Below are 23,296 nucleotides of genomic sequence, written 5' to 3' on the forward strand. Positions count from 1 at the left end.
TAGTCAAATCTAAATATCATTACAATTTTAATCGTTCTTATTTTCTAGTTCTGGTATTTTACTAACTATAGCTTCATAAGCAGATCTAGGTAAAATATTTTTCTCTATAAATACCTTCCAAACACCAAGATCAACAGCCTCAGGATTTATTTTTTCACAAAACTCTAAATAATATTCATCCATTGCAAATGAATTATTAATTTGGTAGTTATCAATAATTGCTAGAATTATTTGACTTATTTGCTCTTTGTTAAAATGAATGCTTAACGGAAGAATATAAGAGGAAAATCGATATGCAGCAGAGCTGAAACTATTAGAGGCACTAAAGATTTGTATTAACTTTTCTAAAAACTTCGCAATTGGTTCACACTCTAAAAATTTCACTAAGTCCTCATTATCTAGCGACTCTATCCTCTCTTCTGTAGCAACTTTAAAAACTTCTTGTCTATAAAAATGTTTTAAACTATGTATTGGTGCATCAGATTGTACATATTGTTTCATTCGAATAATATCTGACTCGGATGCATGTTCAAGTAATTCAGGAACTTTAAGCAATATCACACAGTGAAAATACATTTGTTTTACCTTTATATCTGTAGGTATTCTAGCCATTTTTTTAAAGAGTTTACTTTTAATTAACTGGTAATTCATATTAATAAATACAGATAAAGTTTTTATACATCTTTTTTTTATTTCTGTCTCAACATTTTCACTCACTATATTTGATACCAAAATGTTTACAAACTGAATTTTCAAGTTATCTTTCGCACGACCTAAAGGACTATCGTTCAAAAATACCTCTATTCCAGCTTCATCTTTAGGATAATATATAGAGTCTAACATCCGTTTAACTCGTTCTAATGCAGCTTTTCCTTGTACAGGTGGCTTTGATAAAACATATTCAATAACATTTCTTAAATGATATCTAGCAATTTCAGGTGTTGCCTGAAAAGGAGTAATCTCATCAATAAGTGATGGATGCGCACATAGATTTCGATCTTCATTTAATCTTTTTAAATCATTATATTCAACAGGAGATAATAACGAATAATCATCCTTCATTGTATCTAGTAATTTTCGTTCAAACTCTAGGGTCCCATTTATATTATTATTAATCCTATAATTTTCTATTTTGTTAAACAAAGCTTTTGCATTCTCATCATCCATTGACAACTCATGTAATTTACCAATAAAATCATATACTAAAGCAATCCATGTTGCTACTATACAAGAGCGAAATGCCCCTCCTTTATAGCACTTAATAGCTTCTAAAATATACTTTTTAGAGATTTCATCACGACAAGTTAAATAAAGTTCATCTAAACTTTTCATTATAAACTCCTTATACAATACGAATATGATATAATTATATTATTCAACGCCTTTCATGAAAATTCCTTCATCTTTAAATTAGGATTACAAAATGATTATCTATTCTTCCACAAAACAATCTTTTATCCAAGATTTTGAGCAAGGTGTCTTGGTCAAAAAGTTACATCAATCATTAACAGAAAAATATCGTCGTGTTGGCGAATCTGAAATTCATTCATGGCAGACTTCATTATCTTATATGGCTAATGTCATGCGTGATTTTGCTATACCTGATTTAGCTGGTGTTGCCATTGAATATATCGTTCCAAACACGCAAAAACGGGTCGACTTTATTATTACCGGATTAGATCAACAGAATAAAGAACATGTAGTCATTGTGGAGTTGAAGCAATGGGGCGAAGCTTTCAAAGTAACTGATAAAGATAATATTGTATCTACCTATCTCCGTGGTGGACTCCATGAAGTCACACATCCATCCTATCAAGCGTGGTCTTACTGTAGTCTCATTGAAAACTTTAATGAAGATGTACAAACTAGACCTATTGAGCTTCATCCATGTGCCTTTTTACATAACTTTGATGAAAGTATTTCACCAGAATTGCGAGATCCAATTTATCGTGGAATATTAGATATATCTCCAATGTTTACATTAGGGCAAATGGACAGGCTCCGTGATTTTATTAAAACGTATATTCCAAAGCCTGACACTACAAACATTATGGAATCAATAGAGCATGGTAAATTAAGACCATCTAAAGCTCTGCAAGATTCTATTTTAAGTATGCTACAAGGTAATAAAGAGTTTGTACTCATCGATGATCAAAAGGTTGAATTCGAACGCATAAAAAAAGCTGCTCTAGATGCTATTAAGAACAATCAAAAAACTGTATATATTGTTCGTGGCGGTCCCGGCACTGGTAAAAGTGTTGTAGCAATAAACTTATTGGCAGAATGTATTCATAATGGCTATATGGCTCAATACATTACATCTAATGCTGCACCACGTAATGTATATAGTACTATGCTACAAAAAGGGTTTAAGAAAACAGAGATTAAAGCATTATTTCAAAGTAGTGGTACATTCCATACGCGCTCTAAAAATGCACTTCAAATTGCAATTGTTGATGAAGCACATAGATTACGTGAAAAATCTGGAATGTACCAAAATGAAGGTGAAAACCAAATCAAAGAAATTATTAATGCATCTCTATTTAGTGTCTTTTTTATTGATCAAAATCAACGTGTCACCTTTAAAGACGCCGGTACTATCGATAAAATATTAAAGTTTAGTACTGAACAAAAAGCTATTATATATGAAGGAGCCCTAGAATCTCAATTCCGTTGTAATGGCTCTGACGGCTATTTAGCTTGGTTAGATAATGTCCTCCAAATTGCTGAAACAGCAAATTATGATGGTTTTGAAGGAGATTATGATTTCAGAATCTATGATAACCCTAATGAAATGTATGATGCTATAAAAGCAAAAAATGAAATAAACAATAAATCTCGAGTTCTAGCAGGCTATTGTTGGGATTGGCCTAAGGAAGGTCGAACAACTTCTCTTATAAAAGATATCCAAATACCGGAACATAATTTTGGAATCAGCTGGAACTTAGGGAATTCTACCACATATGCAATAGATCCAGATTCTATTAATGAAGCGGGCTGTATTCATACCACTCAAGGCCTTGAATTTGAATACGTAGGTGTTATTATCGGTGATGATCTACGTTATGAAAATGGCAAACTCATCGTAGATATTAATAAACGTGCTAAAACAGATCAGTCTATCAAAGGTATCAAAAAACTTTTAAAAGAAAACCCTGAAGAAGGACATCGTATTGCAAATGAAATTGTAAAAAATACATACCGTACATTAATGACACGTGGCCAAAAAGGTTGCTACATCTACTGTACAAATAAAGGATTATCCAATTATTTTAAATTAACCTATAATCATCAATTAAGCTATACTTACGATGAACCTCAAGTTGTTCTAGCGACACAACCAATGGCCGCCGACAAACCGAATTCTAATATAGATGAACTTCACCCCAAGCCGCATAAGTTATAGTATTCTATACAAACAGAAATCCAGTAGTGCTATTTCTATAGCACCACTGGCTCTTATATTTAAGAACGAAATCTATATACATTACTATTACTTCTTACCAACCAATCTATAACTCATATCTATCAGCATTTTAAGTTTCTCTATATCTTTATATCCTTCAATATCCACCGAGATCCAGTGCTGTTTATTCATATGATACACAGGATAGATTCCGCTTTCACGAATTAGAGTAGGAATTAAATCAGACTCACATTTAAGTTTTACTACATCCAGCGCTTCATTTGTATCGAGGCCTACCTGCTGTCCACGAATGGTAAAGATTCCGGCAAACCATTTTTGATTATCTCTACGCCGAATAACTATATACTCAGGATATTTTTCCCATGGATAGTCCACATCACAGATATATTCTTTTTGTATGTAATGAATTAATTCATTACGATTCATAATATCTCACCTCGTTTATATAGACTAACTTTAATACATATCTACTCATACAGCATTTATCCTATAATATACCAATGTTAAAACAACTTATAATATAATAAAATATAGTATCATATTTTATTTGACTTATAGTAGTACAATATAAGTATAGAAACAAGGAGGTGATACATATGAGATTTACAAAACGTATACTCGTCATGACCTTTTTAGCCGTGACTGCTGCTGTATCTACAGGATTTGCTTACGATTATGTATGCAATGGTTCCCAAACAAGTTGTAATACTACTACACAATACAACTGCAATAACTCTAGTAATACAACTTGTAACAATAATAACCAAAGCTATTGCAATCCTACATCTAATTACAGAGGATGCGGCGGATGTAGAAAATAATATATCGGATACGACAAAAGCCTATAGTACTGAATGTGTACTATAGGCTTTAATACTTAAAATATATTTCTTATACTATTACTCCATAAAGTGTGTATGCTTAACGCGCCAATGTGTCATTTTATTGAACAACCAAAGGCTATAAATGCCAAAAGTAATAAATGTGAAGAACCACCATTTGATATAGCTGCCAAATAATTGTGCACCGGTGCCATCAAAGTAAAGTCGTTTACCATTAATAATCGTATTACGGCAAATCCAACTTCGGAACATAACCTCCGCCCAAGGGAATGCAATACCGAAGGTACATACCGTAATCAGAAAGGCTGCCAGAGTATACCCGATATATCCGAGTACAGAGCCTTCAAAGCGAGATTCCATTTGTCCTGTCATAAAATTCTCTCCTCATAAAAATAATTTAACATAATGAATTTATTATACAATATTTAGCTAATTAATGCATCTTATGAATCCCACTTTCACCATACCAAAAAGGACTCTCCAGAGAGAGTCCTTTATATATCTTGTGTTGCTATTAAGCGTTTTTAGCTACGTCAACAAGTTTAGCGAATGCTGCTGCATCGTTAACTGCAAGGTCAGCCAACATTTTACGGTTCACTTCAACGCCTGCTTTAGTCAAACCGGCGATGAAACGGCTGTAAGTTGTGCCGTTAATGCGAGCCGCTGCGTTGATACGAGCGATCCACAATTGACGGAATTCGCGTTTTTTCGCACGACGGTCACGACGAGCGTAGTACAACGCTTTCATTACTGTTTCGTTTGCTTTTTTGAACAAACGGGAACGTGTACCGCGGTAACCTTTCGCTAATTTTAAAATCTTCTTATGACGTGCATGAGCTGTAACGCCCTTTTTCACTCTTGCCATTGTATATTCCTCCTAAATTACGATATGATCGATTAACTGTTAACGATTAAGCGTATGGTAAACATTTAACTACGCGTTTGTGGTCAGCCTTTGCGACCAATGTAGCTTTGCGTAAATTGCGTTTACGAGCTGGAGATTTCTTTTCAAGAATGTGGCTTTTGAAAGCTTTTGCACGCTTGAATTCACCAGTACCTGTTACTGCGAAACGTTTAGCCGCTGCGCGACGAGTTTTAATCTTTGGCATAATAATCCTCCCAATACATTACTTACTTACTAAAATCATGGTCATGTTACGACCTTCTAACTTAGCTGCTTTTTCAATAGACGCCGTTTCTTTGAGTTCATCAGCAAAACGTGTCAATACCGCCATGCCCAGTTCAGGGTGTGAAAGCTCACGACCGCGGAACATGATGGTTACTTTTACCTTATTGCCCTCCGCCAGGAATTTGGATGCATTTTTCATTTTAACGTAAAAGTCATGGTCTTCAATATGTGGACGTAATTTGACTTCTTTCAAAGTTACGATTTTTTGTTTTTTCTTCGCTTCTTTCTCGCGTTTTTGCTGTTCATAACGATATTTACCGTAGTTCATAATACGAGCTACCGGCGGTTTAGCGTTAGGTGCAATTTCAACAAGATCAAGATGCTGTTCCTCGGCTAATGCCAATGCCTCACGGCCGGACATGATACCGATTTGTTCATTTTCAGGACCTACGACACGAAGTTCGCGGGCACGAATCTCTTCATTAATACGTGGTGTATCCTTGCTAATAGCGTTCACCTCCAAGAGAAATAAAAAACGGATGGCAAACACCATCCGAATAGAGTTCTCTATATATAACCTCATACTTCTCGATATCAGGTGAGTGGCGGATGGCCTCTGCTTCATAAATTACTTAATTATAATAACAAATACCATGGTAAAAGTCAAGGACTGTATGCCTGCTATTTGCTACGATTTTTATGATACAATAAAGTACAACGATTTGTCTACCTGAAGAACGATTTGACTACTTAAAGAATAATTTGTCTACCTGAAGAAAGAGGTTTTATCATGAGTACAAATACTCCTCTCAATTCATCGCCCGCAAAAGCGCGTACTACGGTCCAGAACATAGGACTGCTACTCGCTTTTATCGTGCTGGGCGGTATTTTATTATTACCGACACCGGAAACGTTATCCACCGGCGGACATCGCATGATCGGCATTCTCGCCTTTGCCATTATTTTGTGGATGACATCCGCCGTATCGTATCCGGTAAGTGCCACCATGATTACAGCCCTTACTGCGTTATTATTAGGATTCTCTCCTAATCCGGAGGCACCTGCCAAGGCTTTAGGTACGACCAATGCCTTAAAGCTCATCATTTCCGGCTATTCATCACCGGCGATGATACTCGTAGGTGCCGCCATGTTTATTTCCGTAGCCATGCGTAAAACAGGCCTTGATCGACGTATCGCCATGCTTGTTCTCTCCAGTGTCGGTACCAAAGTGAGCCGCATTTATCTGGGCATTATCATTACGGGGCTTATTCTTGCCTTCTTCGTACCGAGTGCAACGGCTCGTATTGCCTGCTTGGCTCCGATTATCATCGGCATTGTTGAAAATTTAGGTATTGAACGCAAAAGCCGCGTCGCGGCCCTCCTCATGGTAGGTGCTGTACAGGCGGATACATTCTGGAACATTATGATTCAAACGGCAGCGGCTCAAAACCTCGTTGCGGTAGGCTTCATGCAAACCCAGATGAATACCACCGTCAGCTGGATCGACTGGCTCACGGCTGCTGCACCATTTTCCATTATAATGGTTATCATCACCTATTTCGTAACACAGGCATTAATTAAACCGGAATTTAAAGAACTCGTCGGTGGCGATATACAGCTTGCCAAAATGCGCCGGGAAATCGGTCCCATGTCCTTGGATGAAAAGAAACTGTTATGTATTTCTCTCGGACTCCTTGCGTTATGGGCTACAGGCGGTAAATTACATACCATCGATACGACCACTACCACCATCATCGCGATTGCTCTATTCTTCTTTCCTGGAATCGGGATTATGGACTGGAAGTTCGCACAACAACATATCGACTGGGGCTCCATCGTTATGTTCGGCGCCGGCATCGGTCTCGGCTCCGTATTACTAAAAACAAAAGCGGCAACCTGGCTTGCTCAAGTGTTCGTAAATGCTTTCTCACTCGAAATGGCCAGCGTATTTTTGCTTATCGCTATCATGGCGGCCTTCCTCATCGTTATCCATTTAGGATTTGCTTCGGCAACAGCTCTCTCGTCCGCAATGATTCCTATTGTTATCTCTATCGTTATGGGGCACAGCGCGGACGGCCTCAATCCGCTAGGCGTGACCATGATCATGCAATACACTATCTGCTTCGGTCTCATCTTGCCTGTAAACTCACCTCAAGGCATGGTGGCTTACGGTACAGATACATTCGATGTTAAAACATATATGTCTACCGGTATTCCGTTAACTATCATCGGTTATATGATGATTCTCGTATTTGCTCTCACATACTGGCACTGGATCGGGATTGCATAGCGGTTTCTTTCCATCTGAAGCGTTTGTTTATACTTCAGTTATTTTGTACCCTCAAGATTTCGATAAGAATGCAAAAATCCTGCTGTCAATTAGTAAAAACTAACTTTTATAAATTATTTTAATAAAGCTAACAATTTAATAATAATGACAAAAAGCGCTATCCGAAGATAGCGCTTTAAGAATGTCTAGTTATTCATTCTAATCATTTTATACTGATTATTTTGTACTATTTATTTTATACGAATAATTTACACTAATTTACACTAACAATTTAAACTAATTATTCTGTGCTAATTGTGTTATTCCAGTTCTTTACCTTTCAGTTCCGGAATCAAGAATATCGTTGCCAATATATCAATTACATAGATGATAGCCAAGAAGGCAATTGCCACTTGATAGGAGTACATGGAGATAATCATACCTACTACCATCGGACTAAAACCGCCAACTGCACGACCAATGTTAAACAATACATTTTGAGCCGTGGCACGAGCACTCGTCGGATAAGCTTCCGCCATCAATGCCCCATAGCCGCCCATCATACCATTTACGGAAGCCCCTAAAACAGCACCGGCAAAGAGCATAACGGTTGGATCTGATAACTGAGAATACACTAAAATAGAAACGACTGCACAGGCTTGGAATAGAATGAATGTCGGTTTACGACCAAGCTTATCGGCTAATCGACCAAATAACCAAATCCCTACCATCATGCCGCATACGGTGACAGCTGTCCACAAACCGGATTTTGTAAGTGAAAAACCCAACTGCTTACTCAAGAAATTCGGTAACCAGATCATAATCCCGTAATAACCGAAATTCTGTACAGATGTAAGAACGGCTACACCGATAGATGTTTTTGTTGTTTTAACATCTTTCACCAAAAGTTTAAACGAGTTCTTATGAGAATGTTGATGACTTTCTTTATTTTGGACAAAGATTTCCGGTTCATGTAGTTTAGCACGGAAAATCCACGCCACAAAGGCCGGAATAATTCCCACCATAAACATGCCGCGCCAACCGATGACAGGTATTAATACAGGTGTTAAAAGCGCCGCAGCCAATACGCCCAATTGCCAACCGATAGCCACGTAACTGGTCGCTTTGGCACGGTGTTTAGCAGGCCAAGCCTCGGCAGCCAAGGCCATACCGATACCGAACTCTCCGCCTAAGCCGATACCGGCAATTGTACGATATATGAGAAGATCCCAATATCCCTGTGCCAACGCACAAAGTCCGGTAAAAACAGCAAATAAAACAATCGTCCAGGTTAGTACACGAACACGACCGAATTTATCCGATAAGGTACCGAATACGAACCCGCCGACTACGGCCCCTATCAAGGTCCACGTTACGAGCGACCCCGCCTGCCCCGTAGATAATCCTAAATCACCAGAAATCAGGCTCAACATAAAGCCTAAAATAAGAAGGTCAAAACCATCCATAGCATAACCGATAGAAGAACCGATTACTGCTTTCCAGCCATAAGAATTTACATCTTTCATACATTTTTCCTTTCGCTACTCACAGGTAACAATTAAAGAGAATCTAAGCAAACTTTACCTCTATATTAAGCTCACTAGTATTAAATTATACAACTTAAACGTAATTATGCAATATACATTTCTTAATCTTATGAATTATTCAGTTATCTAAAAACTCTATTTAGAGCAAGAAAAAAGTAGGGCTCGGTTCACATAGTGAATACCAAATGCCCTACCTTTTCGAAAGCAATTAAATATAACTACTGCCTTTAAATTTATTTACGTTCTGTAATTTCAGTTTTAATGGAATTAAAGAATTCATCGAATGGAACGGAGCCCAATTCATCGCCGCCGTGTTTACGTACGTTAACTGTGCCTTCTTCCACTTCCTTATCCCCCACAACGAGCATGTACGGTACCTTAGCCATTTGTGCCTGACGAATTTTGTAGCCGATTTTTTCGCTGCGGTCATCCACTTCTACGCGTACATAGTCGTGATGCATTTGTTTAGCCAATTCTTTTGCATATTCAACATGTTTTTCGGAGATAGGCAGAATCTTAACTTGTACAGGGGCCATCCATGTAGGGAATGCACCTGCATAGTGTTCAGTCAAGATACCGATGAAACGTTCCATGGAGCCGAAGCACGCACGGTGAATCATGATAGGTTGATGTTTTTGACCGTCTTCGCCGATATATTCCATCTGGAATCGTTCAGGAAGGTTCATATCCAATTGGATAGTACCGCATTGCCATGTACGGCCCAAGGAATCTTCAATATGGTAGTCGAGCTTAGGACCGTAGAAAGCACCGTCGCCAGGATTGATTACGTAATCAATCCCCTTAGCTTCGATAGCATTGCGCAATGCATCTGTCGCCTGTTCCCAGATAGCATCGTCGCCCATCGCATTATCCGGTTTTGTGGATAATTCCACATGATATTTCAAACCGAACTGGCTGTAAATGCGATCGAAGAGCTCGATAACTTTCATCAATTCCTCTTGCATTTGAGACGGCAACATGAATACGTGCGCATCGTCCTGTGTGAAAGCACGAACGCGGAATAAGCCGTGTAACGCGCCGGATAATTCGTGACGGTGTACTAAACCGAGTTCCGCATAGCGCAACGGCAAATCGCGATAAGAATGCATTTCATTCTGGTAAACCAAGATACCGCCCGGACAGTTCATCGGTTTAATTGCATACTCTTCGTCATCAATGATTGTAGTATACATATTTTCACGGTAATGATCCCAGTGACCAGAAGTTTCCCATAAATGTTTACTCAAGATGATAGGTGTACGAATTTCTTCATAGTCAAAATCATGATGAACTTCGCGCCAGAAATTTTCCAATTCGTTGCGAAGAGCCATGCCTTTTGGTAAGAAGAATGGGAAACCAGGACCTTCTTCTTTGATAACGAACAAGCCGAGTTCTTTACCAAGTTTACGATGGTCACGTTTAGCTGCTTCTTCAAGCATGTGAAGGTATGCATCTAGTTCTTCTTTTTTCTCGAATGCTGTACCATAAATACGTTGCAACATTTTATTCTTTTCATCGCCGCGCCAGTAAGCACCTGCAATGCTTTGTAATTTGAAAGCTTTCACCTTGCCTGTGGATGCCACGTGAGGTCCTGCACAAAGGTCGATGAAATCGCCTTGAGAGTAGCAAGAGATGATTGCATCTTCAGGAAGGTCTTGAATTAATTCTACCTTGTAGTCTTCGTTTTTGGATTTGAAGAACTCGATAGCTTCTTGACGAGGCATAACGGATTTAGTAATCGGTAAATTTTCTTTTACGATGCGGCTCATTTCCTTTTCGATTTTACCTAAATCTTCAGGAGTCAAAGTATGTTCCATATCGATATCATAGTAGAAACCTTTATCGATAGCGGGTCCAATAGCCAATTTAGCTTCAGGCCATAAACGTTTAACAGCTTGAGCCAAGATATGAGAAGCTGTGTGGCGCAAAGTATGTTTGCCACCATCTTCTTCGAATGTTAAGAATGCTACTTCAGAGCCATCCACGAGCTCCTCGCGAAGGTCTGTTAATTCACCATTGACGTTTGCAGCTAGTACTTTTTTAGCCAAGCTGTTAGATAGTTGTTTTACTGCTTCCCCAAGAGTAGTGCCAGCAGCGTATTCCTTCGCACTACCATCAGGTAAAATGATTTTTACATCTGCCATTTTTCTTTCCTCCAATTTATAAACTAGGATAGCTTCGATTTTCTACTTTCACCAATAGACCTACTTACCACACAATACATATGCATCGAGTAAATGTTTTGGCAAACCGGGTAATAAAAAAAGACCCTCTATCCCTACCAACAAGGGACGAAGATCATTCGCGGTTCCACCCTAGTTAACTACCTATACCGAACGATATAGTTAATTCACTTCATTAAGCCCGATAACGGTGGCGGCCGTATTTGCCTACTCAGGTTCGACAAATCAGTTTAAAGGGGGTAATTCCGATATATGTGTAAGGCATTTCCAGCATCCGCCTCTCTCTGGCACACAGGGATATGAGAATCATGTCCTTTGCATAACTTTTACTAGACTATAGTATCATAGAGGACTAAAAAATTCAATACAGTTTAACTGTAAATTTCACAAAAACTATAAGCCGTAATTTTTATAAAAGACAAAAATTGTAAAGCTTCTCTTCATTTATATGGAAAAATTTATAAAACGGATAGGCCCGATATTAACCTCGAGCCTATGTTAGTGTTTATAGTATTATTTATCGTTGGAAGTTCGTAGACAACATCGCGCCGATTACCTTTTCCAGTTTACTGCTGGAAAGATCCGGACCTTTATAAAGGGTCAACAGAATATCGTTGGAATTGTCCTGCTTGGACACCATCATAACACCGCTACCTCGTGCACCGTTATCATCGTAATCCTTCGCAACGATAACGAGGTTCAGATAATGGTCCTTCATGTATGTGTATACCTTGCTGGTACGTGCGGAGGAACCGATCATTTTTGCGATATTCATGCCGCGATTGAACACGATGGCATTTGCATTATGCGGATTCGCCGCCAATTGTTGACGCTCCTCATCATTTAGCGGCATGAGATTCACCATGAGGGAATCCCCCTGCTTACCGCGGAACATGGCCGGCATCGTTTCGCGCACATCATCAGGAATACCCGTATCGGCAGTGAGTTTCAACTCCTTAGGTACGTTCATATACAGAACGCCTTTGCTGTTACGACCCACTTCAGTTTTACTGATATCCACGGCGCTCAGCATAATGGAATCCTTGATGGTGAACACTTGGTTCGCCAATGGCTTTTCAGGCACACCGCGACTCGCTAATTGCACTTCGCCCTCTTTGGTTTTCTTCAGGGTTTCCACATTCCATTTCGCACCTTTTTTGTCCCCGTCACTCGATTCGGTGAAAGCATTCGCACCGTCCTTCGTCCCCACGTAAACATAGGTCTGAGCAGGGATAATCGTATCTGGTGCACCGGCTTTATTGAAAGCCGCACCGTATAATACGTTCGGAATCACGTTGGATCCGACCTTTAAATTATTGTTTTCCTGGCTTTCCACATCAAAATTGATATTCCCTGTAAACGTAAGATCAGGTCCATGGTTAATCACAACCACTTCTCCCGCTTGAGGGATAACAACGGGGCCTACAGGACCCGCCATAGCGACGCCTGCCATAGACACACCGAGACAAGCTGTTAATAAAGCACGTTTCAAGATAGACTGTTTCATAGATTTACTCTCATTTCTCTATTATTTCACTATAGCCTGATAAGCTATACACCAAAATTCAGCATCACTACAAATACACTGAGCAATGACACCATGCTACCCTTCTATTGTTACATATTCGGGCAGACTTTGCAAAATATCAATAGCCAGAGACCTGGTCGATGGCGTGCAGCGCACCATACATAGGCCCTCATTATCAACAGAGGTCATCACGCCGACATACTCATAGCCTTCGATGATACGATTGACGAAATTCGTATACTTCGGATCGATATGAAAGTACACATACGCTTCTTCACCGGATTCAGACTCATCAGGAGCCTCTTCAAAAGCCCCTATGGAGCGGCTCGGCACCAACGGATCATCGGACAGAACCGCTTGATTCCGATTCGATAGCTCCGAAATTTCCGAATGATTCGTTTCTAATCGAATACCGCTCATATCAGTCTTCCTTCTGCTTACACTCGCGGCGCATCATGGAATACGGCTCAAGAGGCGTATCCATGTAAAGGCGGACTCTCATTTGCGCATGCGGTGCCACATCGATAGGATTGCCGTCCTCGTCCGTCATCTTCTCGATAACGGCTTCAACTAAATCACCTTTCGGCTGACAGAATTCAACCTTATCACCGACCTTGAAATTATTGCGTTGTTCAAGATCCACATATTTTTCTTCTTCGTTATAGCCCAAAACTAAACCGATGAAGTCGTGACTCTGCGTATTCGTGGATTTACCGTAGTTTTGTGCGCTTTCATCAGGACGACCTTCGGCAAAGCCGTCCGTATACGGACGATGAGAGATTTTTTCCAATTCCTTGATCCATTCAGGACGCACATACCAGTCCTTGCCTTCTTTCAAATATGTATCAATAGCCGTACGGTACACCTTGGCCACCGTCGCAACATAGTGAACGGATTTCATACGGCCTTCGATTTTAAGGCTGTCTATGCCGGCCTCATAAAGGTCAGGAATGCGATGAATCAGGCACAAGTCCTTGGAGTTAAAAATATAGGTACCATGTTCATCCTCTTCGATGGGATAATATTCGCCGGGACGATTGGACTCCACAAGAGAGTATTTCCAGCGACAGGATTGAGAACATTGACCGCGGTTCGCATCGCGATTTCCCGTCATATAGTTCGATAGAAGGCAACGACCCGAGTAAGAGATACACATGGAGCCATGAACGAAGGACTCGATTTCGATATCTACATGGTCCTTCATTTCTTTAAGATCCGCCAGCGATACTTCGCGAGCCGCCACGACACGGGCGGCACCCAATTCTTTCCACATCTGCACGGTATGCCAGTTTGTAGTGGACGCTTGCGTACTCACATGTAACTCAAGCCCCGGAGCCACGCGTTTTGCAAGGCTGAAAATCCCCATATCCGCCACGATGATAGCATCGACACCGATGCTTTCAAGGAATTTCAAATAGTCCTCCAGGCCTTCAAAATCCTCATTATGAGGAATGATATTACAGGTGACGTGGATCTTCTTGCCATGAGAATGAACAAATTCCACCGCTTCCTTCAGTTCCTCATCGGAGAAGTTCGAATTCCCCGCGCGAAGTCCGAAGCGCTTTCCCGCGCAATAGACGGCATCCGCACCATAGCGAATCGCCATCTTCAATTTATCCATATTGCCCGCCGGGCAAAGTAATTCCATAAAATGTTCTGCCATTATTTGTTGTGTCCTTTCCACACACTCACACTCATACCGTCCCCCATAGGGTAAATCGTGGTATTAAATAATTCTTTATTTTCTACAAAGTTCAAATATTCCTGTAATCGTTTAACGATTGTCTTAAAGCGCTTCGGCGCTTCTTTTTCGCCGCGCACGTAACCTCTGAAAAGGACATTATCCGCGAGGATAACGCCGCCTTCTTTCACATGCGGCAAAATCAGTTCCAATTGTTTTAAATACTGACCTTTCGGCCCATCCAGAAAGACAAGATCATATTCACCGACAAGGTTCGTTAACACCTGAGACGCATCACCTTGAATTAAGGTAATCGCATCCGCATAAGCGGATTGATTAATATAATATTTCGCCATTTTATGACGCACCTCATCCAGTTCTATGGATGTAATGTGGCCTCCCTCATCAAGCAGGGGAGCCATCAGCAGTGCAGAATATCCAATGGCGGTGCCCACCTCCAACACGGAGGTGGGCCGATATAATCCTATTAATTCTTCAAACAGATGTACCTCCGATTCTCGCAGAATCGGTACATCATTAAGCATCGCATAAATACGCTGTTCATTTAAAATATCATTTAATGTCATGAAAGTAGATAGATTCTCCTACATTATAGATAATTGTATTAATTGGAGCTTGTCCCGCCGGACGGATTCACGGGTTGCGGTCGCTGTACCTGAATAGGCGGCACATTCGACTGCGATGAATTCGGAATCACGTTCTGCATCGATTCCGGTGGCGTTGTAACAGGAATCGTCGTCGGTACATAGTTACTGCCGGAGTCGGCATTCGGTGTTGCCGCCGGTGCACTCTGTGCAGCTTCCGGTGCCGTCGTGACAGGAATCGTTGTCGGCGTATACTTAGTAGTCGGTTCTACATCAACATATTGAGAATCCGCTTCCACCGCTTCCGCCGAACTGTAATTATAATTAGGCTCAGTAGTAGCCGCAGCCACGTCATAGTTAGGCCCTGCCGCCTGCGCCGCGGATTCATTACCGGACGGCGTGGAATCACTGCCGTAGATCTTATGAACCGCCGCTAAATGTTCCTCATAGGTTTTAGAGAAGTGATTATGGCCTTCTTTATCCGCCACGAAGTACAAATAATCCGTATTTTCGGAATGAAGTACCGCATCAAGGGATTTTTTACCGGGATTTGCAATCGGTCCCGGCGGTAAGCCTTTGCTCACATATGTATTATAAGGGCTCTGTAATTGAGTATCCCCTAATGTTACATGTTCCTTCGCATAACCGAGTACATAGGAAATCGTCGCATCGGACTGCAATGGAATGCCATGGGCCAACCGTTTTTTAAATACACCTGCAATAGTCGGACGATCCGCATCAAACAGAGATTCACGTTCAACAATAGACGCCAATGTCACAAAGTCGTGAATACTCATATGTTGAGCCTGGATCTGCTTTTTTACGGCCGGAGTCAGATAGCGATTCATTTCATCCGCCATCATTTGAATCACGTCACGCGGCGTCGCATCTACAGGGATCTCATATGTGCTTGGAAATAAAAACCCCTCTACCGGATATGTTTCGGGCTTTGTCCCCTTCATATACGGATAAGGTACAAATGTCTTCGCTTCCTCTAAAAAGTCCTTCGACTTCATGATCTTATTCTTCTCGAGCTCAATCGCGATATCGCCTACCGTGTAACCTTCCGGAATAGTCAGACGAATTGATTTTACATGACCCTCCTGCAACAGGGAAATGAGTTCTTTCACAGACACCTTATTCGGAATCTGATAATGCCCCGTTTGAAGCTTATCACCTGTACCGCTCAACAACAGCCACAGCTTAAAGCCCTGAGTGGAGCGGATGAGGCCTTTTTCATAAAGCATGTCCGCAATTTCAGATCCTGTTTGATTCTTATCGATGACCACCACTTGAGATCCATCATCCTGGGCAAATGTATTCGGCATATAGTACAATGCACTGAGGCCGCCTACGATAACCAAGATTCCTACGATAATAATAATACAAATATATTTTAAGGGTTTTCTCACGATATTGAGTTCCTTTCTATCAAATAAGCGTCAATTGTCACTCTATTATACCATAAACTCTATATTTCCCCTATGAAGTTCAGGACATAAAAATAGCGCATCACCCAATGGCAATACGCTACATTTACAATGGATTACTCGTCGTCATCCATATCCTCATACAATTTTACCAGAGCTTCGAAATGTTCATCATCTTCATCCAAAGGCACATATTCCTCTACGCCTTCTTCATTTGTTTCGATACGGGCCAAGATCATATATGTATCATCTTGACCTTCATGGTCAGCCTCTTCCTCCTGCACATGTACAAGAACGGCGTATTCTTGGCCTTCATGATTCAAAACAACGTCTTCCGTGAAGTACTGTTTCTTACCGTTTTCGTCTTCGAATTCCAAGTAATACACTTCGCCTTCAAAATTTTGGTCAACCATTGGAAACCCTCCTTTTAAATACTTATTTATTAAACTGCAAGCGATCTAAATATCCTTGCAAAATTACAACCGCTGCCATCTTGTCGATCACAGATTTGCGTTTTTTACGACTTACATCAGCTGCGATGAGTTGGCGCTCCGCCATGACGGTGGATAACCTCTCATCCCAATAAGTAACAGGTAAATCGATGACTTCTTTCATCTTGGCGACGAATTCCTCCGTCTTTACAGCCCTATCCCCTTTGGTGCCGTTCATATTTTTCGGCATTCCCACGACCAGCTCATGCACCTCGTATTCGGTGATGAGTTCCTGCAGTCTGTGAAAGTCCTTTTCAAGGGATGTTCTGCGAATGGTTTCTATGCCTTGCGCCGTCATGAGCAATGCATCACTGCAGGCGATACCGATAGTTCGGCTGCCTACGTCCAATGACATAATCCTCATTACAGTTTCTTAGCCTTTGCGTATTCTTTTAATAATTCTTCAATCAAATCATCCCGTTCTAAACGGCGAATGTCGGATCGTGCATTATTATAACTTGTGATATACGCAGGATCACCGGAGATAAGATATCCCAGAATTTGATTGATCGGGTTATACCCTTTTTCTTGAATCGATTGATAAACGCGAGTAAGTACCTCTTCAGCTGTTACCGGTTCATCTTCAACTTTACGGAATAACATAGTTTCATCGGAAACCTTCATGCATATCCCTCCTTTTCAGTACATCAGGCGAGGCCCGTCCTTGTGAAAGACGAGACTCAGCCTCGTATGCTAACCGTCCGACTGGGCCGGACAGTTAATCTTAGCTTAGGTTACATATATAACTGCATAGTATTAAATAGTATATATCAATAATAATTATACAGTTATATATATTATTGTAACATAGATGACAAAGCATCTCCACCTGCTTTAAGTGCATCCGGTAATTTATCCGGTTCCTTGCCGCCCGCTTGCGCCATGTCAGGACGACCGCCACCATTACCGCCCGTTACCTGAGCGGCAGCTTTTACGATATTACCTGCATGAGCACCTTTACTTACGATATCTTTAGATACCTTACATGCAAAGCTTACCTTATCCGCACCTATAACGGAACCTAGGAGAACCACACCGGACCCGCCGAGTACATCGAGGGCCTGATCCGCATAATCTCGAAGTTCATCCATCGAATTAACCCTAACGGATGCGAAGATGGCGTCGACACCGTTGATATTCACCTTAGCGGATACGATATCAGCAGCACCGCTGGCGGTGATTTCCTTGCGGATTTCATTGAGCTCGTGTTCAACCGCTTTTGCATCGGCCAATACCTGATGCAAACGTTCCTCTACCTGCGCAGGTTTCGTCTTAAGCTCTCCTGCCAGACGCTCAATAGTCAAGCGATCCTGTTGTGCCGCCTCAAGAGCTGCGCGCCCCGTAATCGCTTCGATACGACGCACCCCGGATCCGATACCGGATTCGGATGTCAAACGGAACGAACCGATGAATGCCGTATTACCCACGTGAGAGCCGCCGCACAATTCAACGGAGAATCCTGGTACCTCTACCACGCGTACAACATCGCCGTATTTATCGCCGAAAAGTGCCATCGCTCCTTTTGCTTTCGCTTCATCCATAGACATTTCAGCGATAGCGAGATCCGTTGCTTTGAGTATCTCTTCATTTACGAGAGCCTCTATTTTTTCAAGTTCCTCCTGTGTTACAGGGGAGAAATGCGTAAAATCGAAACGCAAATAATCCGGCGTTACCAAAGAGCCCGCCTGATTCACATGTTCGCCTAACACTTGTTTCAAGGCCGCATGCAATAAATGTGTTGCCGTATGATTACGAGCCATCGCAGCACGACGATCCGTATCCACTTCAAGCGTTACGTCATCACCTTCGGAAACAGAACCCTCTACAACGGTACCGATATGATAAACTGTGCCTTCAGGCAAACGTTTCGTATTATGAACCTCTACCTTGCCCATCGGCCCGACGATAAAGCCCGTATCACCTAATTGACCGCCCCCCTCAGCGTGGAATGGAGTCGTACGTACGATAATGGTGATTTCATCGCCGTCAGCGGCCGTTTGCAAGCGTTCGGAACCTTTACCGATCATAAGAACGGAAGATACCGTTACAGTTTCATCCTCAAGAAGTTCTTCATCCTTAAGGAATGTAATATCCGGTGTTGCCACCTTTGCATCTTCTTTAACACGTGCTTCGCGGGCGCGTTCACGTTGCTCCTTCATCGCCGCATCGAAACCGTCACGGTCGATTGTAAAACCACGCTCAGACGCAATTTCCTCTGTTAATTCCCAAGGGAATCCGTATGTATCATACAATTTAAATACTTCCACGCCCGGTACGACAGTCGCTTTCTCGGCAGCCAATGTATCGATTAAGGAGTTCAATAATTCAAGACCTTGTTCCAACGTCTGATTGAAGCGTTCTTCTTCGTTTTGAACGACCCGTTTTACGAAGTCTTTTTTTTCAGCGATGGACTTGATTCCCGGTCCTAGAATATCTACGACTACGTCGATAAGAGGTGTTAAGAAAATACCGTCAATACCGAGTAAGCGACCATGACGCACGGCACGGCGCAAGATACGGCGCAATACGTAACCGCGTCCCTCATTGGACGGCAATACACCGTCGGAAATCAATGCCGTTACGGCACGGGCATGGTCCGCAATAACCTTCAAGGATATATCTGTGCTTTCATTATCGTTATAAGATACGCCTGCACGTTTTGCTGTAGCCTCGATAATCGGGAAAATCAGATCCGTTTCAAAGTTCGTTTTACAATGTTGCAATACGGATGCCAATCGTTCAAGACCGGCGCCGGTATCGATATTTTTATGTTCCAACGGTTCATAGGAACCGTCCGGCATCTTATTGAATTGAGTGAACACGAGATTCCAAATTTCAAGATACCGGTCACAGTCGCAGCCGGGTGCGCAATTCGGATCGTCGCAGCCGTGTTCAGGTCCCTGGTCAAAGAATATTTCACTGTCCGGACCGCATGGACCTTCGCCGATTTCCCAGAAGTTATCCTCCAAACGGGAGATATGGCTTTCCTCTACGCCGCAATCGTTATGCCAGGTATCATAAGCCTCCTGATCATCCGGATATACAGTGACATAGAGTCTATTTTTATCGAGTTTGATGACTTCCGTCAAAAATTCCCATGCCCAATGAATAGCTTCCTTCTTGAAGTAGTCGCCGAAGGAGAAATTGCCGAGCATTTCAAAAAATGTATGGTGACGCGCAGTACGACCTACGTTTTCAAGGTCCCCTGTGCGCATACATTTCTGACTTGTTGTGATACGATGACAAGGAGGTACCAGTTTACCGGTAAAGAAAGGCTTTAACGGCGCCATCCCCGCCCCGATCAATAATAGGGACGGATCGTTTTCCGGTATAAGAGAAAAACTATCTAACTTTAAATGCCCTTTACTTTCAAAAAACTGCAAGTACGCTTGACGCAGCTCATTACCCTTCATGTGTATATTCCTCCTAAAATTATTTACTCCTAATTATACCGTAAATAATATAGAAAATCTATCAAAAACCATGATAAGTCCGCATAATTCGTGGATTTTCACCATATAAAAAAGAGGTTATACGGATCAACAAGTACATAATTGATTCGTATAGCCTCTTTTGAGCTAGTATAGAGTTTTAGCGTACGACACGTTTCGCACCGATATATCGTTCGCCCCAGTAACCGGAATCCAAGCTTGCTACAGCAACACCGCTGCTGGATGTAGCACTGATGAATTGACCGTCGCCGATATAAATACCGGAGTGAGACGGGCCCGGTTCATAGGTTTCAAAGAATACCAAGTCCCCTGCCTTCAAATTGGCACGAGATACTTCAACACCCACATTATATTGCTCATCCGCTAAACGAGGCAAAGAAATACCCTGTTGCGCGAATACATATTTAACATAACCGGAGCAGTCAAAGCCGCTTGGTGTAGTGCCGCCAAATACATACGGTACACCGCGGTATTTGTTGGCTTCCGACAAAATAGCATGAATGCTGCTAGGTGTTTCACTCTTTGTAAGATTATTTAATCTAACTTTTTTCCCATTAATCGATTGACCGGCAATACGACGGGATGTGGCATTACTGTTTGTGAAAGCAGACTTCGTTGCCACTGCTTTTGTTGCCGCATTATGCGTTAGCGCCGCCTTAGTAGAACGAGGGGCCCCCATTAAGGCATTATACGTTGCAGGACCTACAATACCGTCTACAGGAAGTCCGCGATCTTGTTGGAACAGGCGAACCGCCCATTTTGTTTCCTTACCGTATACACCGTTTTTATCTGTTGCATTATAGCCGTGTTTAATCAGTTGCTGTTGAACCGCTGTAACACTTTTGCCTTTATCACCATATTGCAATGTTGTTGCGGTTGTTGCGCCAACTATGGCAGTACTGGCACACACAAAAGTTAATGTTAATGCCGTTATTTTCGCCTTACTATATTTTGACTTCATATGCTTCCTTTCCAAAAAACTTAAAGTAAGTTACTTATTCAAAATATACTAACCGTCATTTATTTGCATTCACAAATACAGCTAGTCTTCCTTGCTTTGGTCGGTATAAGTCTCCGACGCGATAAACACATCGGCACTGCTGGGTCCCATCACAGGTACCTCTTCATGCCCCTCAAAGTTTATTGCGGACTTAACCCAATACAAAGGCCGTTGCTTCACCTCTTCAAAAATACGACCTACATACTCGCCTATAATCCCCAAGCCGACGAGTTGAATTCCACCAATAAATAAAATGGATACGCCTATTGTCGTCCAGCCGTTAAGAGCTTGTCCCGTAAGGTACACATAAAGGAGATGCAAAATAAGTAAAAAACTCAGTCCCCCACACAGTACACCTACATAGAGAGCCGCTCGCAACGGAACTCTGGAAAACGCTGTAACTCCATCTAGAGCAAAACGAATCATCTTGCGTACACTGAATTTGGAAACCCCTGCATATCTCGGAGGTGCCACGAAATGTAATTCCGCCTGTCGATATCCTAAGGCCCCGACAATGCCGCGCAAGAAACGTCCATGTTCCCGAAAGCGTTTCAGGGTGCCCAATGCTTTACTATTCATGAGGCGAAAATCGGATCCGCCCTCCACGATAGGAACATCGGCCATCTTATTCATTAGCTTGTAATAATACTTTGACGTGAAAGATTTAGCCCAGCTGGCGTCCTCTGTCGAGTCTCGTATGGTACGCACCACATCATACCCTGACTCCCATAACCGAACGAGTTCGGGAATCAAAGCAGGCGGATGCTGCATATCACCATCCATTGTAATAACTGCATCACCATGAGCGTAATCAAGACCGCAGGTCAATGCCGTCTGATGCCCGAAGTTGCGAGCCAGCAATAACACTTTGACATGTTTATCATCACTAGCAATTTCACGCAGTATCATAGCCGATGAATCAGTAGATCCATCATCTACATAGATTATTTCATAATCATATGTAAGACCTGACATAACATCAGTTACAGCTTTATAAAAAGTAGCTATATTATCCTCTTCGTTATATACAGGCACTACAATAGAAAGTAACATAAATCCTCCAAAGTACTTTACTCACCTATTTTATGTGAAATAGTAAATTAAGGCAAATGTCAAAGGTTAACAATAAAGCCAATTATCCGAACAAACCCAGTAAATACAAGGGTTATTCACTTATAACCAAATTTCATCTTCATCTTTTTTATATATTAGCAGCTCGAATAGATAAAAAATCTATTTATTTTTAATTATGAAATCGTTTATATAAAACCAATGAAGAAAGTACAAAAATGAACCTACGATGATCGCTATTGCAACAGGATTTTACCGCTTATAATCCGGCAGCATCAATCCAAGTTTGTAAATCCTCTTCCGCCGTTTCCATATCTTCATCATAAGCACCGGCCACTACGGGATATCTGGAAACCTCTACGGTATGCAGAATAGAATCATCGCGACCGTTTTTATAAGTACCGATCCAGATGCCGGAAAACTGAGATTCATACCACTCCACCGGTTGATCCGTTTCATTAAAGGAAATTGTAATATGACCACGTCCCAACGTTTCCAGTACTTCCACCTGTTCCTCCTCGGTAAGTCCTGTTTTCTCTATATAAACAGAATAGATTTCACCTGTTTCACGCAATTGCTTCAGCGCAGCGCGCAACTCATTTAAAACGGCACGCACATTATTGTAATTTTCAATCATATAA

22 protein-coding genes and 1 other annotated feature are annotated in these 23,296 nt (G+C 41.6%); of the genes, 2 read left to right on the plus strand and 20 right to left on the minus strand.

The window, feature by feature from the left end; all coding sequences use genetic code 11:
- Positions 1-27 precede the first annotated feature (27 nt).
- A complete protein-coding gene (locus VEHSUH05_RS08195) occupies positions 28-1,332 on the minus strand; it encodes a hypothetical protein (protein ID WP_054673702.1) in 1,305 nt (434 codons plus the stop codon).
- Between the two features lie 91 nt (positions 1,333-1,423).
- Between VEHSUH05_RS08195 and VEHSUH05_RS08200 the strand changes: the two genes are divergently transcribed.
- The gene (locus VEHSUH05_RS08200) at positions 1,424-3,406 is read left to right on the plus strand and encodes a DUF2075 domain-containing protein (protein WP_105091278.1); all 1,983 of its coding nucleotides are present in this window, start codon (positions 1,424-1,426) and stop codon (positions 3,404-3,406) included.
- A gap of 87 nt (positions 3,407-3,493) precedes the next feature.
- Here VEHSUH05_RS08200 and VEHSUH05_RS08205 read toward each other — a convergent pair whose 3' ends face one another.
- The 5 genes from VEHSUH05_RS08205 to infC all read right to left on the minus strand — a co-directional run bounded on the left by VEHSUH05_RS08205 (position 3,494) and on the right by infC (position 5,951).
- Positions 3,494-3,853, minus strand: coding sequence for an MmcQ/YjbR family DNA-binding protein (locus tag VEHSUH05_RS08205; RefSeq protein WP_054673704.1), 360 nt, complete (start codon positions 3,851-3,853; stop codon positions 3,494-3,496).
- 473 nt (positions 3,854-4,326) lie between these two features.
- The gene (locus VEHSUH05_RS08215) at positions 4,327-4,641 is read right to left on the minus strand and encodes a DUF6693 family protein (protein ID WP_054673708.1); all 315 of its coding nucleotides are present in this window, start codon (positions 4,639-4,641) and stop codon (positions 4,327-4,329) included.
- 142 nt (positions 4,642-4,783) lie between these two features.
- Complete coding sequence (rplT, locus tag VEHSUH05_RS08220; protein ID WP_105091279.1) at positions 4,784-5,134, minus strand: 50S ribosomal protein L20; 351 nt, start codon at positions 5,132-5,134, stop codon at positions 4,784-4,786.
- Positions 5,135-5,180: 46 nt separating this feature from the next.
- A complete protein-coding gene (rpmI, locus tag VEHSUH05_RS08225) occupies positions 5,181-5,378 on the minus strand; it encodes a 50S ribosomal protein L35 (protein ID WP_008714218.1) in 198 nt (65 codons plus the stop codon).
- A gap of 18 nt (positions 5,379-5,396) precedes the next feature.
- On the minus strand, positions 5,397-5,951 hold the full coding sequence (gene infC, locus VEHSUH05_RS08230; RefSeq protein ID WP_174678711.1) for a translation initiation factor IF-3: 555 nt from the start codon (positions 5,949-5,951) through the stop codon (positions 5,397-5,399).
- Between the two features lie 237 nt (positions 5,952-6,188).
- Between infC and VEHSUH05_RS08235 the strand changes: the two genes are divergently transcribed.
- Positions 6,189-7,688 carry a DASS family sodium-coupled anion symporter gene (locus VEHSUH05_RS08235; protein WP_105091280.1) on the plus strand — a complete coding sequence of 500 codons (1,500 nt, stop codon included), beginning with the start codon at positions 6,189-6,191 and terminating at the stop codon, positions 7,686-7,688.
- 299 nt (positions 7,689-7,987) lie between these two features.
- On the opposite strand, the gene VEHSUH05_RS08240 is transcribed toward VEHSUH05_RS08235, so the two are convergent.
- The 14 genes from VEHSUH05_RS08240 to VEHSUH05_RS08305 all read right to left on the minus strand — a co-directional run bounded on the left by VEHSUH05_RS08240 (position 7,988) and on the right by VEHSUH05_RS08305 (position 23,292).
- Complete coding sequence (locus tag VEHSUH05_RS08240) at positions 7,988-9,193, minus strand: MFS transporter (RefSeq protein WP_105091281.1); 1,206 nt, start codon at positions 9,191-9,193, stop codon at positions 7,988-7,990.
- A 254-nt stretch (positions 9,194-9,447) separates the two neighbouring features.
- The gene (thrS, locus tag VEHSUH05_RS08245) at positions 9,448-11,358 is read right to left on the minus strand and encodes a threonine--tRNA ligase (RefSeq protein ID WP_105091282.1); all 1,911 of its coding nucleotides are present in this window, start codon (positions 11,356-11,358) and stop codon (positions 9,448-9,450) included.
- A gap of 140 nt (positions 11,359-11,498) precedes the next feature.
- Positions 11,499-11,727, minus strand: a binding site (T-box leader).
- 187 nt (positions 11,728-11,914) lie between these two features.
- Positions 11,915-12,904 carry a hypothetical protein gene (locus VEHSUH05_RS08250; RefSeq protein ID WP_105091283.1) on the minus strand — a complete coding sequence of 330 codons (990 nt, stop codon included), beginning with the start codon at positions 12,902-12,904 and terminating at the stop codon, positions 11,915-11,917.
- Positions 12,905-13,000: 96 nt separating this feature from the next.
- Positions 13,001-13,345 (minus strand): DUF4911 domain-containing protein, encoded by a 345-nt coding sequence (locus tag VEHSUH05_RS08255; RefSeq protein ID WP_105091284.1) that lies wholly within the window; start codon positions 13,343-13,345, stop codon positions 13,001-13,003.
- Position 13,346: 1 nt separating this feature from the next.
- Entirely contained in the window at positions 13,347-14,588 is a 1,242-nt protein-coding gene (locus tag VEHSUH05_RS08260; RefSeq protein WP_054673810.1) for a peptidase U32 family protein, read from the minus strand.
- The gene (locus VEHSUH05_RS08265) at positions 14,588-15,193 is read right to left on the minus strand and encodes an O-methyltransferase (protein ID WP_105091285.1); all 606 of its coding nucleotides are present in this window, start codon (positions 15,191-15,193) and stop codon (positions 14,588-14,590) included. Before VEHSUH05_RS08265 ends, VEHSUH05_RS08260 begins: the two co-directional genes overlap by 1 nt.
- Positions 15,194-15,231: 38 nt before the next feature.
- Positions 15,232-16,623: an endolytic transglycosylase MltG gene (gene mltG / locus VEHSUH05_RS08270; protein ID WP_105091286.1), complete on the minus strand. Its 1,392-nt coding sequence runs from the start codon at positions 16,621-16,623 to the stop codon at positions 15,232-15,234.
- A 134-nt stretch (positions 16,624-16,757) separates the two neighbouring features.
- Positions 16,758-17,054, minus strand: coding sequence for a DUF1292 domain-containing protein (locus VEHSUH05_RS08275; RefSeq protein ID WP_038115575.1), 297 nt, complete (start codon positions 17,052-17,054; stop codon positions 16,758-16,760).
- A 22-nt stretch (positions 17,055-17,076) separates the two neighbouring features.
- A complete protein-coding gene (ruvX, locus tag VEHSUH05_RS08280; RefSeq protein WP_038115577.1) occupies positions 17,077-17,496 on the minus strand; it encodes a Holliday junction resolvase RuvX in 420 nt (139 codons plus the stop codon).
- Entirely contained in the window at positions 17,496-17,756 is a 261-nt protein-coding gene (locus tag VEHSUH05_RS08285) for an IreB family regulatory phosphoprotein (protein ID WP_038115579.1), read from the minus strand. The genes ruvX and VEHSUH05_RS08285 overlap by 1 nt, the downstream gene beginning before the upstream one ends.
- 173 nt (positions 17,757-17,929) lie before the next feature.
- A complete protein-coding gene (gene alaS / locus VEHSUH05_RS08290; RefSeq protein ID WP_105091287.1) occupies positions 17,930-20,545 on the minus strand; it encodes an alanine--tRNA ligase in 2,616 nt (871 codons plus the stop codon).
- A gap of 178 nt (positions 20,546-20,723) precedes the next feature.
- A complete protein-coding gene (locus VEHSUH05_RS08295; protein WP_105091288.1) occupies positions 20,724-21,545 on the minus strand; it encodes a C40 family peptidase in 822 nt (273 codons plus the stop codon).
- Positions 21,546-21,626: 81 nt separating this feature from the next.
- Positions 21,627-22,637 carry a glycosyltransferase family 2 protein gene (locus tag VEHSUH05_RS08300; RefSeq protein WP_095066187.1) on the minus strand — a complete coding sequence of 337 codons (1,011 nt, stop codon included), beginning with the start codon at positions 22,635-22,637 and terminating at the stop codon, positions 21,627-21,629.
- A 277-nt stretch (positions 22,638-22,914) separates the two neighbouring features.
- A complete protein-coding gene (locus VEHSUH05_RS08305; protein WP_054673719.1) occupies positions 22,915-23,292 on the minus strand; it encodes a hydrogenase expression/formation C-terminal domain-containing protein in 378 nt (125 codons plus the stop codon).
- Positions 23,293-23,296 lie beyond the last annotated feature (4 nt).

The sequence above is a fragment of the Veillonella denticariosi JCM 15641 genome, assembly GCF_002959855.1.
GTDB lineage: Bacteria > Bacillota > Negativicutes > Veillonellales > Veillonellaceae > Veillonella > Veillonella denticariosi.

Coding starts and splice junctions, on each gene's coding strand:
- VEHSUH05_RS08195 (WP_054673702.1), bottom strand. CDS start 1,332: ATGAAAAGTTTAGATGAACTTTATTTAACTTGTCGTGATGAAATCTCT.
- VEHSUH05_RS08200 (WP_105091278.1), top strand. CDS start 1,424: ATGATTATCTATTCTTCCACAAAACAATCTTTTATCCAAGATTTTGAG.
- VEHSUH05_RS08205 (WP_054673704.1), bottom strand. CDS start 3,853: ATGAATCGTAATGAATTAATTCATTACATACAAAAAGAATATATCTGT.
- VEHSUH05_RS08215 (WP_054673708.1), bottom strand. CDS start 4,641: ATGACAGGACAAATGGAATCTCGCTTTGAAGGCTCTGTACTCGGATAT.
- rplT (WP_105091279.1), bottom strand. CDS start 5,134: ATGGCAAGAGTGAAAAAGGGCGTTACAGCTCATGCACGTCATAAGAAG.
- rpmI (WP_008714218.1), bottom strand. CDS start 5,378: ATGCCAAAGATTAAAACTCGTCGCGCAGCGGCTAAACGTTTCGCAGTA.
- infC (WP_174678711.1), bottom strand. CDS start 5,951: ATGGTGTTTGCCATCCGTTTTTTATTTCTCTTGGAGGTGAACGCTATT.
- VEHSUH05_RS08235 (WP_105091280.1), top strand. CDS start 6,189: ATGAGTACAAATACTCCTCTCAATTCATCGCCCGCAAAAGCGCGTACT.
- VEHSUH05_RS08240 (WP_105091281.1), bottom strand. CDS start 9,193: ATGAAAGATGTAAATTCTTATGGCTGGAAAGCAGTAATCGGTTCTTCT.
- thrS (WP_105091282.1), bottom strand. CDS start 11,358: ATGGCAGATGTAAAAATCATTTTACCTGATGGTAGTGCGAAGGAATAC.
- VEHSUH05_RS08250 (WP_105091283.1), bottom strand. CDS start 12,904: ATGAAACAGTCTATCTTGAAACGTGCTTTATTAACAGCTTGTCTCGGT.
- VEHSUH05_RS08255 (WP_105091284.1), bottom strand. CDS start 13,345: ATGAGCGGTATTCGATTAGAAACGAATCATTCGGAAATTTCGGAGCTA.
- VEHSUH05_RS08260 (WP_054673810.1), bottom strand. CDS start 14,588: ATGGCAGAACATTTTATGGAATTACTTTGCCCGGCGGGCAATATGGAT.
- VEHSUH05_RS08265 (WP_105091285.1), bottom strand. CDS start 15,193: ATGACATTAAATGATATTTTAAATGAACAGCGTATTTATGCGATGCTT.
- VEHSUH05_RS08275 (WP_038115575.1), bottom strand. CDS start 17,054: ATGGTTGACCAAAATTTTGAAGGCGAAGTGTATTACTTGGAATTCGAA.
- ruvX (WP_038115577.1), bottom strand. CDS start 17,496: ATGAGGATTATGTCATTGGACGTAGGCAGCCGAACTATCGGTATCGCC.
- VEHSUH05_RS08285 (WP_038115579.1), bottom strand. CDS start 17,756: ATGAAGGTTTCCGATGAAACTATGTTATTCCGTAAAGTTGAAGATGAA.
- alaS (WP_105091287.1), bottom strand. CDS start 20,545: ATGAAGGGTAATGAGCTGCGTCAAGCGTACTTGCAGTTTTTTGAAAGT.
- VEHSUH05_RS08295 (WP_105091288.1), bottom strand. CDS start 21,545: ATGAAGTCAAAATATAGTAAGGCGAAAATAACGGCATTAACATTAACT.
- VEHSUH05_RS08300 (WP_095066187.1), bottom strand. CDS start 22,637: ATGTTACTTTCTATTGTAGTGCCTGTATATAACGAAGAGGATAATATA.
- VEHSUH05_RS08305 (WP_054673719.1), bottom strand. CDS start 23,292: ATGATTGAAAATTACAATAATGTGCGTGCCGTTTTAAATGAGTTGCGC.